The sequence below is a fragment of the Microvirga medicaginis genome (genome assembly GCF_052658925.1).
Window position 1 is genome coordinate 112,591 of sequence record NZ_JBQWEL010000015.1, and the last position, 14,604, is coordinate 127,194.

Annotated in this window: 14 protein-coding genes; all 14 read left to right on the plus strand. The window is 63.5% G+C overall.

Features of this window, described 5'->3' with window-relative positions:
• Positions 1-28: 28 nt before the first annotated feature.
• From ACUXUR_RS18535 to ACUXUR_RS18600, 14 genes are read left to right on the plus strand one after another with little or no spacing between them, the layout of a single operon-like run.
• Complete coding sequence (locus tag ACUXUR_RS18535) at positions 29-1,216, plus strand: ABC transporter substrate-binding protein (protein ID WP_445503820.1); 1,188 nt, start codon at positions 29-31, stop codon at positions 1,214-1,216.
• 32 nt (positions 1,217-1,248) lie between these two features.
• The gene (locus ACUXUR_RS18540) at positions 1,249-2,124 is read left to right on the plus strand and encodes a branched-chain amino acid ABC transporter permease (protein ID WP_445503821.1); all 876 of its coding nucleotides are present in this window, start codon (positions 1,249-1,251) and stop codon (positions 2,122-2,124) included.
• The gene (locus tag ACUXUR_RS18545; RefSeq protein ID WP_445503822.1) at positions 2,117-3,040 is read left to right on the plus strand and encodes a branched-chain amino acid ABC transporter permease; all 924 of its coding nucleotides are present in this window, start codon (positions 2,117-2,119) and stop codon (positions 3,038-3,040) included. The genes ACUXUR_RS18540 and ACUXUR_RS18545 overlap by 8 nt, the downstream gene beginning before the upstream one ends.
• A complete protein-coding gene (locus ACUXUR_RS18550; RefSeq protein WP_445503823.1) occupies positions 3,041-3,781 on the plus strand; it encodes an ABC transporter ATP-binding protein in 741 nt (246 codons plus the stop codon).
• Positions 3,771-4,493, plus strand: coding sequence for an ABC transporter ATP-binding protein (locus ACUXUR_RS18555; RefSeq protein WP_445503824.1), 723 nt, complete (start codon positions 3,771-3,773; stop codon positions 4,491-4,493). The genes ACUXUR_RS18550 and ACUXUR_RS18555 overlap by 11 nt, the downstream gene beginning before the upstream one ends.
• Before the next feature lie 2 nt (positions 4,494-4,495).
• Positions 4,496-6,430, plus strand: a complete 1,935-nt coding sequence (locus tag ACUXUR_RS18560) for an AMP-binding protein (protein ID WP_445503825.1) — start codon at positions 4,496-4,498, stop codon at positions 6,428-6,430.
• A gap of 9 nt (positions 6,431-6,439) precedes the next feature.
• The gene (locus ACUXUR_RS18565) at positions 6,440-7,219 is read left to right on the plus strand and encodes an SDR family oxidoreductase (RefSeq protein ID WP_445503826.1); all 780 of its coding nucleotides are present in this window, start codon (positions 6,440-6,442) and stop codon (positions 7,217-7,219) included.
• Between the two features lie 25 nt (positions 7,220-7,244).
• Entirely contained in the window at positions 7,245-8,057 is an 813-nt protein-coding gene (locus tag ACUXUR_RS18570; protein WP_445503827.1) for an enoyl-CoA hydratase/isomerase family protein, read from the plus strand.
• Between the two features lie 28 nt (positions 8,058-8,085).
• Positions 8,086-10,092: an FAD-dependent oxidoreductase gene (locus ACUXUR_RS18575; RefSeq protein ID WP_445503828.1), complete on the plus strand. Its 2,007-nt coding sequence runs from the start codon at positions 8,086-8,088 to the stop codon at positions 10,090-10,092.
• 13 nt (positions 10,093-10,105) lie between these two features.
• Entirely contained in the window at positions 10,106-10,858 is a 753-nt protein-coding gene (locus tag ACUXUR_RS18580; RefSeq protein ID WP_445503829.1) for an SDR family NAD(P)-dependent oxidoreductase, read from the plus strand.
• 9 nt (positions 10,859-10,867) lie between these two features.
• Positions 10,868-11,740 (plus strand): NAD(P)-dependent oxidoreductase, encoded by an 873-nt coding sequence (locus ACUXUR_RS18585; protein ID WP_445503830.1) that lies wholly within the window; start codon positions 10,868-10,870, stop codon positions 11,738-11,740.
• 16 nt (positions 11,741-11,756) lie between these two features.
• On the plus strand, positions 11,757-12,914 hold the full coding sequence (locus ACUXUR_RS18590; protein ID WP_445503831.1) for an acyl-CoA dehydrogenase family protein: 1,158 nt from the start codon (positions 11,757-11,759) through the stop codon (positions 12,912-12,914).
• Positions 12,914-13,774, plus strand: coding sequence for an HTD2 family dehydratase (locus ACUXUR_RS18595; RefSeq protein WP_445503832.1), 861 nt, complete (start codon positions 12,914-12,916; stop codon positions 13,772-13,774). Before ACUXUR_RS18590 ends, ACUXUR_RS18595 begins: the two co-directional genes overlap by 1 nt.
• Positions 13,771-14,577, plus strand: coding sequence for an HpcH/HpaI aldolase/citrate lyase family protein (locus ACUXUR_RS18600; RefSeq protein ID WP_445503833.1), 807 nt, complete (start codon positions 13,771-13,773; stop codon positions 14,575-14,577). Before ACUXUR_RS18595 ends, ACUXUR_RS18600 begins: the two co-directional genes overlap by 4 nt.
• The last annotated feature ends 27 nt before the right edge of the window (positions 14,578-14,604 follow it).

Here is a 14,604-nt window from a genome sequence, read left to right on the forward strand (position 1 = left end):
CCGCGCTACAACAAATGGAGGAGAGGAAATGACCATCACAACAAAGATCAAGTCGCTCGTAGTCGGAACATCGCTCGGCCTTCTCGTTGCGGTCAGCGCCGCGCAGGCCCAGGAGACGATCAAGCTGGGCCTGTCGGTTCCGCTCTCCGGCTCCGGAGCTGTCTGGGGCAAGGGCTCCGAATTCATGTGCAAAAGGGCCGCGCAGGAGATCGCGCAGGCTGGCGGCGTGAAGGTCGAGGGCAAGACCTACAACTTCGAATGTCTCGCCTTTGACAACAAGTACAACGCTGCGGAAGGTACTCGCGTCGCTCAGACACTGCTGAACCGCGAAGGCGTCAAGTTCATCGGCGGCAGCCTGGGTACGGCACCCGTGCAAGCGCTTCAATCGCTCGCGGAGCGTCAGGGCGTGATCATGTTCACGACGGCCTGGGGCCCCAGCATCAAGGGTCCGAAGTTCCCCTTGACCTTCACCCAGATGAATACGCCGTTCGAGCTTCTGCCCTCGCTGATCCGCTTCATCCACGACGCGCATCCGGAAGCGAAATCAATCGTTATGCTCAATCCTAACGACGCAACCGGCCGGGACACCGAAGGGGTGGCCAACAAGATCTGGACCGAGACCGGAGTGAAGATCCTGTCGAGCGATTTCTACGAGCGCGGCACGACGGAGTTCCAGCCCATTGCAGCCCGCATCGCTTCGCTGAAGCCGGATATCGTCGATCTCGGCTCGATGCCTCCAGCCGATGCTGGCGCTGTGCTGCGCGAGCTCGACGTGCTGGGCTGGAAGGGCGTGAAGGTCGTGGAGGTCGGCACCGGTGTCGACGGCCTGAAGGCGACCGGAGGTAACGCGACCGAAGGCGTCTACATGGGCGCGGCCGTTACGTTCGACGGAAGCGCTGTCACCAGTCAGCAGAAGGCCATCAACGACGAGGCGCGCAGCCTTCTTGGGGAGTCGCTGAACACAATTCAGATTGGCTTCTACGATGCCGTGTACGCGATCAAAGCCGGTATTGAGAAGGCCCAGTCGACCGACCCGAAGAAGGTCGCGGCCGTTATGCCAGAGGTCTCCTTCACCTCCTTCTATGGCAGCAAAGTCGATTTCTACGGCGTCGATACCTACGGCTCTCGTCAGCAGATGCGGCTGCCGGTGATCATCACCCAGGTCCAGGACGGCAAGCTCGTGGAAAAGGCCCGCCTCATGCCGTCGTCTAAGTGACAGGCCAGCTCGACCGGACAGGAGCGTCCGCCATGCAAACCATGATACAGCTCATCCTGACGAGCCTACAGATCGGCGCCGTCTACATCCTGTTCTCGCTCGGGCTGACGCTGATCTTCGGCGTCATGCGGATCGTGAACTTCGCGCATGGACACCTCTTCGCCGTCTCGGCGCTGGTGGTGGCCTACACGGTGCCCTGGCTGGCGGGCGGGGGTCTTCCCGTGCTGCCTGCCTATCTCATCGCGGCTATGGCGGGCGTCACGGTTGCCATGACGCTTGGGTTTCTGATGTACGTGGCTGGATTTCGCTTTTTCCAGCGGGACATGGTCGGTTCGTTCATCCTTTCGATCGGGCTGGTACTTCTTCTCGACGGCATTCTGCTCAAGACCTTCGGTGGCGCGGTTCGGTCGGTGCCGGAGATCTTGCCTGGTACAGTGACTGTGCTGGGCACAGCCATCACGATCCAGCGTCTCGCCCTTTGCGTGGCCGCCATCGTGATCACCGCGCTTCTTTACTGGGCGCTCACCCATACCAAGATTGGAAAGGCTCTGCGGGCGGTGTCGATCGATCACGAGGCGGCCATGCTCCAAGGCGTGCCTTACAATCGTATGGCGCTCGCTGGCTTCATGATCGCCTCGGCGCTGGCTGCGCTCGCAGGCGCACTGATCGCGCCGGTCACAATCGTCTCTCCGGTGCTCGGTGCGGACTATCTGATCAAGGGTTTCATCGCGGTCATCGTCGGTGGACTAGGCAGCGTGCCTGGCGCCATTCTCGGCAGCCTATTCGTCGCGGCGATCGAAACCTTTGGCGGTTTTTATTTCGATCCCAGCTCCGCGACCATCGCCATCTTCCTTCTCGTCATAGCCATGTTGCTGGTGCGGCCAAAGGGGCTCCTTGGTCATGCATGATCTGAAGCTTTCATACTGGCTTGGTGGGATCGTTCTCGCACTCGCCGCGACTCTCCTGATTCATGATGCCTACATCGCGAGCGTGGTGAACCTCATCGCCATTGCAGCACTGACTGCAGTCAGTCTTCGGTTCGTCATGCTGATGGGTGAACTGAACTTCGCGACTGCCGCCTTCGTCGGGATCGGCGCCTACACGACCGGAGTGGCGGTCACGATCCTGAACTGGCCTTTCCTTATCGCCCTCCTTGCTAGCGGTGTTGTCGCCGGGCTGGTCAGCATTGCCTTCGGCTACATCACCCTGCGAACCAAGGGGCCATACTTCCTGCTGATCGGCTTCGCATTTACTGAGGCTATTCGTATCCTTTATTCCAAGAGCACGACGCTCGGCGGAACATCCGGCATGGTCGGCATCTTTCCACCGGTTGCACTCGACGGTTGGACGCCGACGTTCATCGTCGCAACCTCGGCCCTACTGATCCTTAGCCTCTACACCCTTGAGCGTTCCGATTTCGGCAAGATCCTCATCGCCATCCGCGACAACGAGAACGTCGCCCGGACGGTCGGTCTGAACATCCTGCTGGTAAAGATCGCCTGCTTCGCCGCCGCCTCCTTCGCGGCCGGTGTCGCAGGAAGCCTTCACGCTTTCGCTAACAACGTGATCAGCCCCGGCGACTTCAGCTTCCTCGTGGCCGCTTTTGCACTCGCCTATGTGAAGGTGGGCGGGGAGAACAATATCCTTGGTCCTCTGATCGGCGCCGTCGTGCTCGTCGTCCTCGGCAGCTATGCGCTCGGCCTCGGCGGCCAGGAGCACATTTTCTACGGTGCTGCGATCATGCTGGCGGTGCTGTTGCTGCCGCACGGCATCACGGGACTTCTGGGCGGACGGCGGGCGCAAACCACGGGAAAGGGGCACTAGATGCAAGCCGCGCAACAACCGCTGCTAATCACCAAGGGCCTGACCCGTCGCTTTGGCGGCCTGGTCGCGGTGTCCAATCTCGACCTTGAGATCCGCCCTCGCGAGATCCTTGGCCTGATTGGCCCAAACGGCGCAGGCAAGAGCACAACGTTCAACCTCATCAGCGGATTTTACAAGCCGACGTCGGGAAAACTCTTCATCTTTGGCGAGAACTGTACCGGTAAGTCTCCGCTGACGATCAGTCGCCTCGGCCTCGTGCGCACGTTCCAGCACGGCAGCCTTATGCGAAGCATGACAGTGAGCGACAACATCCTGCTAGGAACCATCCATGGCATCAAGGGTGCGGCGAAGCGGCGGGAGCGTGTGGCAGAAACTGCGGAGATGCTCGGGTTGACACCCTACCTCTCCGATGAGGCCGGGAACTTGCCACACGGGCTGCAGCGCCTCGTCTCCATCGGTATTGCCTTCGCCGCACGGCCGCGCCTGCTCTGCCTGGATGAGCCGCTCACCGGCCTCAACCAGACGGAAGTCGCGAATACTCTGACCGTGCTCGGACGTATCCGTGACGAGTTCAGCTGCTCGGTCCTGCTCGTCGAGCACAACATGAAGGCGGTGATGCGGGTCTGCGACCGCATCGTGGTCCTGCATCACGGGCAGCACCTGGCGACGGGAACCCCGGCCGAAATCCGTGCTGATAAGAAGGTCATCGACGCCTATCTGGGGCACCGCCATGAGCACTGAAGCCGTCCCTCTCCAGGTCTTGGATCTCTCGGCGAGCTATGGCGTCGTGCCGGCGCTGCGCGACGTCGGCATCACCCTACATGCCGGCCGCATTGTCACGCTGATCGGCGCGAACGGGGCTGGCAAATCGACACTGATCAAGACGATATGCGGTCTCGTGCGCCCGACCGCGGGACGTGTCCACCTCTTCGGGGAGGACGTGACCGGGCTGTCGCCCGATCAGCTGGTGAAGAAGGGGCTCTCCGTCGTGCCGGAAGGCCGGCGCCTCTTCGCCGAGATGACGATGCTGGAGAATCTTGAGCTCGGCGCCTTCGCTCGCAACGACCGAGCAGCCGCGAGGCGGGATCTTGAGCGCGTGATCGACCTGTTCCCGGAGCTGCGCGACCGGCTTGCGACGCCTGCAGGGACGTTCAGTGGCGGTCAGCAGCAGATGATCGCGGTGGCGCGCGCGCTAATGAGTGCGCCGCGCGTTCTTCTACTCGACGAGCCAACGATCGGACTGGCACCTGCCATCGTCGACCGGATTGCGGACATCATCACGAAGATCGCAGAGACGGGCGTGAACATCCTGCTGGTCGAGCAGAATGCGGAAACGGCCCTCGCGATCGCTGATCACGCTTACATTCTCGAGGGCGGCGCGATCATCGCCGAAGATAGCGCCAGCGCCCTCGCGCAAAGCCCTGAAGTGCAGCGGGCTTATCTGGGGATCTGACCATGGCGCTCGACCACAACGACATTTGGCAGCCGACTGCGGACTACGTCGGGCGTGCGCAGATCACTGCACTGGCGAAGCGGTTAGGCGTCGCCGACAGTGAGCAGCTCTACGAACTGTCGCTCGCCGACCCAGATACCTATTGGCGCGAGGTCGTAGACTTTTGTGGCATCCGCTGGAGCCGCGACTACGAGCGATACTGTGATATGTCACGGGGCGCGCCCTTTCCGTCCTGGTTCGTCGGCGGCGAGCTGAATTGGGTCGACACGATCCTCGACAATGTTGAAGCCGCGGACCGTACCGCGGTCGTCGCCGAGCGCGAAGACGGCACTGTGCGCAGTGTCACCTATCGCGAGCTGGCAGATGAGGTTCGTAGTCTCGCCGCAGGCCTGCTCAGCATCGGTCTGAGGCGCGGCGACCGAGTCGGATTGCTCATGGAGAACGGCATCGAAGCCTCGGTCTCCCTCCTCGCCATTGCTCATATCGGCGCGATCGTCGTTCCGCTGTTCAGTGGCTTCGGCACGGACGCCATCGTTGCGCGCTTGGCCCCTTGCGGTGCACGGGCGCTGATCGCCACCTCCGGCTTCCAGCGGCGCGGCCGCTTCGTCTCGACGCGCGAGACGATTGTGGCGGCTCATCGTGAGCTGCCCGCGCTCGAATACGTCGTTCTCAAGCGCTCGCCGGAGGATCCCACCCCTACGAACACGCTCGGCTGCACTCACGACTGGCACGCGATCCTCGCTCCGGCCGAGAGCGCGCCGCCTTCCGCGCGTATGTCCCCTAACGATCCGTTCATGGTCATCTTCACCTCGGGCACGACCGGCAAGCCCAAGGGCGCTGTGCACGTCCATGGCGGTTTTCCTATCAAGATTGCCCATGACGCGGCGGTTCATTTCGATGTGGGACCGGGAGACGTCTTCTGCTGGCCGGCGGATATGGGTTGGATCGCAGGTTCGCTGATTCTCTCTTCGGCCTTGCTGCGCGGAGCAACGCTCGTCTGTTACGACGGCGCGCCGGACTATCCGGACTGGTCGCGCATGGGGCGTCTGGTCGAGCGCTACCGCGTGACGCATTTCGGTTCTGCGCCGACGCTGATCCGGGGCCTTTCCTCCAACGAGGCGATCAGCACGGCGGCCGACTTCTCGTCACTGCGTCTCCTGATCACAGCGGGCGAAAGCATTGCACCGGAGCACTTCGTCTGGTTCGAGCGTCATTTTGGCCGGGGCGAATGCCCTCTGATCAACTACACCGGCGGCACCGAGGTTTCGGGCAGCCTGCTCGCCAGCGTCGTGACGAAGCCGATTGTTCCTGCCGGCTTCAACACCCGCTCACCCGGCGTGGCGGTCGAGGTGCTCGACCCCGCCGGCCAGCCGCTCACCGGTGCGGTCGGCGAACTGGCGATTCTTGCTCCCTTCGTAGGCATGACCGCGAGTTTCTGGCAGGACGACGAGCGCTATCTCGAGACCTACTGGAATACTGTCCCCGGCGTCTGGGTTCACGGCGATCTCGCGATGCAAACGGACGACGGCCACTACTTCCTGCTCGGCCGCTCCGACGACACGATCAAAGTCGCCGGCAAGCGCGTCGGCCCTGCCGAGGTCGAGGAGATCCTGGTGGAAATCGATGGCGTGGTTGAAGCCGCCGTCATCGGCGCGCCCGACCCTGTCAAGGGGCAGGCGATCGTGGCATTTCTCACCTGCGACGGCGCGCCTGACGAAATCCGGAAGATCGCGGCAATGCGGATTCAGGAGCGCCTGGGACGGCCCTTCGCACCCCGGGCCGTCTTCGTAGTGCCACAGCTGCCCAAGACGCGTAGCTCCAAGATCATGAGGCGCGTCATCCGCAGCGTATACTCCGGCGCGCCTGCAGGCGACCTGTCCTCGCTGGTGAACCCCGAGGCGATCACGGACATCGAGCGAATTGTCCGCCAAGCATAGGAACGAGCTATGGATCTTCAGTTACGCGGCAAGAAAGTCCTGATTACGGGTGCCTCGCAGGGCATCGGCGAGGGACTCGCGGAGGTCTTCGCCGAGGAGGGTTGCAGTCTCCATCTCGTCGCCCGTTCCGGTGACAAGCTGCAGGCCCTTGCCCAGCGCCTGCGCGACGAGCACGGTGTGGACGTCGTCGTGCAAGAGCAGGACATCGCGGCCGCAGGCGCGGCAGAGGCCATCGGCTCCGCTGCCGGTCGGGTCGACGTGCTCGTCAATAACGCGGGTGCCATTCCAGGAGGCGATCTCTGGCAGGTTGATGCCCAGAATTGGCGCAAGGGTTGGGAGGTGAAGGTTTTCGGCTACATCGATCTCTGTCGCACCTTCTACGCCGCCATGAAACAGGCCGGCGGCGGCGTGATTCTTAACAACATTGGCAACGGTGGCGAAAACTTCGATTTCCGCTACATCGCTGGCTCGACGGGCAACGCCGCCTTGATGGCCTTCACTCGAGCGCTGGGCGGGCGCAGCCTCGACGACCGCATCCGCGTCCTCGGCATCAACCCCGGGCCCGTTGCGACGGACCGGATCGTGAAGATCATGAAAAACCGGGCCCGCGAACAGTGGGACGACGAAAGCCGCTTTACCGAACTGCTGGCCGAATACCCACTTGGACGTGCCGCAAGTGTGCGGGAGGTAGCCGATCTCTTCGCCTTCCTGGCCTCGCCACGCTCAGCGTATACGTCCGGAACCATCATCACTGTCGATGGCGGCCTGACATCTCGCCGCTCAATCTGACGGCCAACGACGAGCTGGAGGCACCATGACCCTCGAGACCTATTCCGCCTTCCCTTCAATTCTCTGCGACAGGCCGGCTCCTGGCGTGCTGCGGTTGACACTCAACCGTCCGGAGAGCCTCAACGCACTTGGTCCGGACGCCCACCGCGAACTCGCCGACATCTGGCGGGTCGTGGACCGCGACCGCGAGACCCTGGCCGTGCTGCTCTGCGCGAACGGAAAGGCCTTCTCCGCGGGCGGGGATTTCGAGGTTGTCGAGAAGCTGACGCAGAGCTTCGAGGAGCGCGCCAATATGTGGCGTGAGGCGCGCGACCTCGTCTACAACATCATCAACTGCTCCAAGCCCATCGTCTCGGCCGTCCAGGGGGCGGCTGTCGGGGCCGGGCTCGCCGCGGCCCTCGTCTGCGACATTCCGATCGTCGCGAAGAGCGCCAAGTTGGTCGACGGCCACGTCCGGCTCGGCGTCGCCGCGGGCGATCATGCGGCGATCATCTGGCCGCTGCTGTGTGGCATGGCAAAGGCCAAATACCACTTGCTTCTTAACGAGCCGGTAACCGGCGAAATGGCCGAACGGCTTGGGCTGGTGGCGCTGGCTGTCGACGAGGCTGAGCTTCAGGAAAAGGCGCTTTCCGTCGCGACACGCCTCGCCGAAGGCGCTCCCTCAGCGATCCAGTGGACGAAATATGCGCTCAACAACTGGCTGCGCATGGCCGGGCCAACCTTCGACGCCTCGCTGGCACTTGAGATGCTCGGCTTCTCGGGCCCCGATCCTGTGGAGGGGCTGGCCTCGTTCCGCGACAAGCGTCCTCCTGCCTTCCCAAGAAAGGCACCGTTCTGACATGCCAAACGCCCGCTACGAAAGGCTGTTGAGCCCGCTCGCTCTAGGCCATGTCACGCTGCGCAACCGCATCGCGATGATGCCGCACGCGGTGATGTTCGGCGGCGGCTATGGCTCAGCGATCGAGCGCACGATTGCCTATCATGTCGAGCGTGCGAAGGGCGGCGCAGGCCTCATCGTGATGTCCAACTTCCTGATGCCGGAGTCTTGGCGCCGGCTCGCCAAGTGGGGAGACACGCTGGAAACGACCCCTCTCGGTGGGCTCGACATCGCCAACGACCGCAGCCTGCAGCCTCACTATCGGCGGATGATCCAAGCGATCAAAGAAGAGGGCGCCTGCTTCGTCTCGCAGCTGAACATGAGCGGCCGCCAACTCCGCTCCCCCGGCACGACACAGTTTGGCATCCCGCTGCTCGCCCCATCGCCTGTGCCGTGTCCGCGCACGGCGGAAATACCCAAGGAGATGACCGAGGGCGACATCGCCGAATATGTCGCCACAATGGTTGAGGCTGCGCTCAACATGCAGGAGGCGGGCGCCGATGGCGTGGAGCTCTTCGCAGCCCAGGGCTATCTGCTGCACGAGTTCTTATCGCCCGCGACAAACAAACGCGCGGACCGCTATGGCGGTTCGCTGGACAACCGCATCCGCTTCCTGCTCGAGGCTCTGCAAGCGATACGCGCAGCGGTGGGGTCCGATTTCCTCATCGGTGCGCGGATCAACGGTGCCGATGGCGTGCCCGGTGGACTGGAACTCACAGACGCGGTCGAGATCGCGGCGCGACTGCGTGCCGAGGGCATCAGCTACCTGAATGTTAGCGGCCTGACCTCGCTGCATTACCCGGGTTGGATCGCGGACATCACCGCGCCGGAAGCGCAATTCGCGCCCCAGGCCGGAGCAATCCGCGATGCCGTCTCCGGCTTGCCGGTCTGCGTAAGTTCCCGCATCGCCACGCCGGAGGACGCCGAAGCCGTTCTCGCCGCCGGACAGGCCGATTTCATCGGGATGGCTCGCGCGCTGATCTCTGACCCCGAGCTGCCGCTCAAGGCCGCACGTGGCGACCGAAAGGGCATTCGCATCTGCACCTATTCCAACCAGTCCTGCATCGTTGGCCTCGACCGAGGGCGCGGTGTCAGTTGCATCCACAACCCCGCCGTCGGGCGGGAGGCGCAGATCGGGTCAGGAGCGATGCGCCGCGCCGCGCGGACGAAGCGTGTCGCGGTTGTGGGCGGCGGGCCAGCCGGTTTGGCCGCCGCGCGTGTCGCGGCCGAGCGCGGCCACCGCGTAACTCTCTTCGAGAGCAGTGACCGGCTCGGCGGCCAAAATCTCATGACGTGCGGCGTCAGCTCGCGCCGGGGGTTCTCAGAGATCCACCGCTGGCAGATCGAGATGTTGGGCCGGCTGGACCTTGACGTCCGATGCGGCACGAGAGCCGATCGCGGGGCGCTCGCCGGCGGGAATTTCGAGGCCATTGTGATTGCCACCGGCTCGACCCCACGCCGGGACGGCTACACCTCGCTCAGACCGGGCGCGGCCGGCATCCCCGGCGTTAGCCTGCCCCGTGTCCGCACCGTATGGGACGCGTTCCTGTCGCCCGAGACTTTCGATGGACCCGTGATCGTGATTGAGGATGATCCGCATCTCTCCGGCACGGCCGCGGCGGAAAAGCTCGCCGAGCTCGGGCACCGCGTGACCATCGTCACCCCGCATTTGCATGCTGGCGCCGATTTACCGGTGCATCACGCGCCGGCGCTCTATCGCCGCCTCGCCGCACTCGGCATCGACGTCGTTCCCACGACCTTTGTTGTCGCGATCGAACACGGCCAGATTGTCTGCGAGGAGCGTTTCAGCGGTGCCACGAAGCGGATCCCACATGACGGCCCGGTGATCCTGGCCATGGGTAACATGGCCAATGACGATTTGGCGCGAGAGCTCGCCGGCACCGGCATCGAACTTCTCGTAGTAGGCGATGCGCTGGCGCCACGCCAGGTCGATATCGCTATCCTCGACGGCGAACGCGCCGGCTGGACTGTTTGAGCGGGAGGACAGAATGTCGAGACTGAAAGGAAAGGTCGCCTTCATCACCGGCGCGGCGGGCGGCATCGGGCGCGCGACATGCGTGCGCTATGTCGAGGAGGGAGCGCGCATCGCCGCGGTGGACATTGATGCAGCGGCCCTCGACGACACTCTAAAGGAGGCGTCGGCAGGCGATCGCGGTCTTGCCCTGTCTTGCGATATCACGGATCCACAACAGGTCAGGGATGCCATCGCACGCACGGCGGCGCAGTTCGAGCGCCTTGACGTCCTGTGCAACATCGCTGGAGGTTCCAGCGCTGCGGATGCGCGCGTGACGGAGGCGCCAGACGAGGAATTCTGGCGTGTCATCCGGCTTGATCTCTATGGCACTTTCCTGTGCTGCAAGTACGGCATCCCGGAAATCGCACGGGCAGGTGGCGGTTCGGTCATCAACACGACATCGATGGTGGCGCTAATGGCGCTACCCGAACGCGACTGCTACACCGCCGCGAAAGGCGGGGTGGCGGCGATGACGCGCTCCATGGCTGTCGAATATGCCCCAGATAACATCCGCGTGAATGCCATCGCTCCGGGCCTCGTGCTGACACCGCGCGTAGAGGGACTGATGGACGAGCGCGAGGAACTGCGCCGCCTGGCGAGGCAGCACCTGCTCGGGCCGTGCAAGCCGATCGATATCGCCGAAATGGCTGTTTATCTCGGCGCCGACGAATCCCGCGTAGTCACCGGACAGGTCCTGTCGGTAGACAGCGGCGTGACCATTTCCTGAGGCATTGCCATGATAATCAGATCAGTCGCAGTCATCGGCGTAGGCGCCATGGGCGCACCCATGGCCATGAACATTCGCAAGGCGGGCTTTGATCTCACTATCTGCGACCGCAGCGCGGCGGCACGCGCGCCTTTCGAGGCGCTCGGCGTCCGCTGCGTGGAGCGGGCATCGGATTGCGCCGATTGCGACGCGGTCATCGTGCTGGTGGCGACGCCGGAGCAGGCACATACGGTCGTGCTCGGCGAAGGCGGGCTGCGCGAAGGTCTACATGGCAAAGCGCCGCTTCTTGTCGTCATGGGGACGATCGCGCCGGAGACGATGCGCGAGCTCCAGCGCGAACTTGAACCAACGGGTGTGCGCGTGGTCGACGCGCCGATCAGCGGCGGCGCCGTCAAAGCGCGCGAGGGCACACTCGCTATCATCATGGGCGGTCGCGGCGAGGATTGCGAGACTCTGCGACCGCTTATGGAAGCGATGGGCAACGCGATCTTTCACTGCGGTCCGCTGGGAGCGGGACAGGCTACGAAGATCGTCAACAATCTTGTCGGCATCACATCGCTGATGATCGCAGCGGAAGCGTACCGCATCGCCGGCGACAATGGCATCAGTCTCTCTGATGCGATCCCCGTCTTCGAGGCCGGCACGGGGCGCAATTTCTTCACCGCGCATGCAAAGGATGCTCCGGAGGCCTACAGCACCTGGACAGCCACGCGCGCCGATTTCGAGTCCCTGCACGCAATCATGCGCAAGGATATCGACCTCGCACTTTCGATCGGAGGTAGCTCCGGGCCCTTGCCGATGACGAAGGCCCTGCGCGCCGTGCTCGACCGCGTCGACGACGAGACCTTCGATACTTGGCGTGCGGTTGCTGCCACTCCCTGAAATTCCTGAGGTAACCATGCATCACTCTTCAGACCATTCCGAAATTCGTGACGCTGTTGCGAAGCTCTGTTCGGATTTTCCTGGCGAATACTGGCGCAAGCTCGATCGAGAGATGGCGTATCCAGCTGAATTCGTCGCAGCGTTAACCGAGAGCGGCTTCCTCTCGGCGCTGATTCCAGAGGAGTACGGTGGGGCCGGCCTGCCTCTTTCTGCCGCCGCAGTCATCATGGAAGAAATCCAGCGCCAGGGCTGCAACGGTGCGGCTTGTCACGCACAGATGTATGTGATGGGCACTGTGCTGCGGCATGGGTCGGCCGAGCAGAAGCAGCGGTACCTGCCGAAGATCGCTTCGGGGGAACTCAGGCTGCAGGCCTTCGGCGTGACCGAACCGACGAGCGGCACCGATACCACCGCGTTGCGCACCACTGCACGACGCGAGGGCGATCATTACGTTCTCAACGGCCAGAAGATCTGGACGAGCCGGGCGGCTCAGTCCGACCTCATGCTCCTGCTCGCCCGCACAACACCCCGCGAGGACGTTACCAAGCGCACTGATGGGCTTTCCGTCTTCATCCTCGACATGCGCGATGCGCTGAAGGCAGGTCTGGCCATCCGGCCGATCCGCACGATGATGAACCACGCCACGACCGAAGTCTTCTTCGACAACGTCCGCGTGCCGGCGGAGAACCTGATCGGCGAGGAGGGCAAAGGCTTCCGCTACATTCTCTCGGGCATGAACGCCGAGCGCATCCTAATCGCCGCTGAATGCGTCGGGGACGCGAAATGGTTCATTGAGAAGGCGGGCACCTATGCGAAGGAGCGCCACGTCTTCGGCCGACCGATTGGCCAGAACCAGGGCATCCAGTTCCCAATCGCCAAGGCCTACGCGAACATGCGCGCGGCCGAGCTCATGGTGCGGGAGGCAATCAGACTCTATGAGGCCGGCGAGAATCCCGGCGCGGAGGCCAACATGGCAAAGATGCTCGCGGCGGATGCTTCCTTCGAGGCGGCCAACGCCTGCATCCAGACCCATGGCGGCTTCGGCTTCGCCGAGGAATACGACGTAGAACGCAAGTTTCGTGAGACGCGGCTCTATCAGGTCGCGCCAATCTCGACGAACCTCATTCTCAGCTATCTCGCCGAGCACGTTCTCGGCATGCCGAGGTCCTACTGATGACAGGCGACAACATTCCCGCTGTCGATATCGCGCATCTACGCGGCTGGATCGGCCGCGAGGATGTTGGAACTGATATCCTGAGTGAGGATCTGGCACGCAAGTACCACGCGACCTTCGACCTTGCCGGCGAGGCACCCCGGTTCGGTGAGGTCGTCCCGCGGCTGATCCATTTCTGTCTTGCCCAACCGGCGGTGCCGACCGAGAGGCTTGGCTCGGACGGTCATCCCGTGCGCGGCGGCTTCTTGCCACCCGTGCCGCTGCCGCGCCGCATGTGGGCCGGCGGTAATCTGACCTTCCACGACGACCTCAGGGTCGGCGATGAGGTCAGGCGCATCTCGCGCATCGATGATGTCGAGCAGAAGCAGGGGCGCACCGGCGCGCTCTGCTTCGTTACTGTTCGGCATCAAATCGAGGTGAATGGCCGGCTCGCGGTGGAGGAACGGCAGGACCTTGTCTATCGCGATCTCGACGCCTCTGGCCGTGCGGACAAGCCGCCGCCCCTGGCCGAGCAAGGCGCACAGCAGCGCCCGATGAAGGCTGAGACGCCGCTGCTTTTCCGTTACTCGGCGCTTACCTTCAACGGCCACCGCATTCATTACGACCGTCGCTACACCACAGAGGTTGAAGGCTATCCTGGCCTCGTCGTTCACGGCCCCTTACAGGCGGCGTTGCTCTGCAACTACGCCACGGAGTTGCGCTCTGCGCCGCCGACGCGCTTCAGCTTCCGAGGCCTCTCTCCGTTATTCGATGACGATGTTTTCGTGCTGCACGCGGCTGACGACGGCGACAGGCTGAAGTTGTGGACTGCCCGGAAGGGTGGCCCAGTCTGCATGACCGCTGAGGCCGCCTGGACATGAACGCGACGCTGGATTTCCTCGTGCCGCTCTTCGTTCCGGGCGACCGGCCGGAGCGATTTGAGAAGGCAGCCGCGGCTGGGGCTGACGCAATCATTATCGATCTCGAGGATGCAGTCGCCATTGAGGCGAAGGACAAGGCCCGCGCGGCACTGCGCGGAGGCTTTACTCCGCTGCCAATTCTGGTGCGCGTCAATGGCATCGGCACACCCTGGCACGAAGCCGATATGGCCGCACTGGCCGGACACGACTTCACCGGCGTGATTGTGCCCAAGGCTGAGGCGAGCGATGCGTTCGAGACACTTTGCGCCGGCTCCCCGTTTCCTGTCGTCGCACTGATCGAAAGCGCGCGCGGCCTTGCGGATGCGCGACGAATCGCGAGCACCTGCAACGTCGCCCGTATAGCCTTTGGCAGCATCGACTTCTGCGCCGATCTCGGCTGCACCCACATCCGCGAGTCACTACTGGTGGCACGCAGCGAACTCGTGCTCGCCTCTCGCCTTGCCGGTCTCGTGGCGCCGATTGACGGTGTCACTACCGTGATCGGCGATGCCGCCCTGATTTCCAGCGACTCGCGCCACGCCCGCGATCTCGGCTTCGGCGGCAAGCTCTGCATCCACCCTCGCCAGGTCGAGGCTATCCGGGCCGGCTTCGCGCCCGATCAGACTGAGGTCACCTGGGCGTGTAGGGTGCTTGCCAGCGGCGATGGCGCCGCTGCCGTGGATGGCGCGATGGTGGATGAGCCCGTCCGTATCCGCGCCCGCTCTATCCTGAGACGCGCCGGTGTCTCTGTGAACGCAGACTAAGATTTCTCAATGATAGAGGGTTCGAAG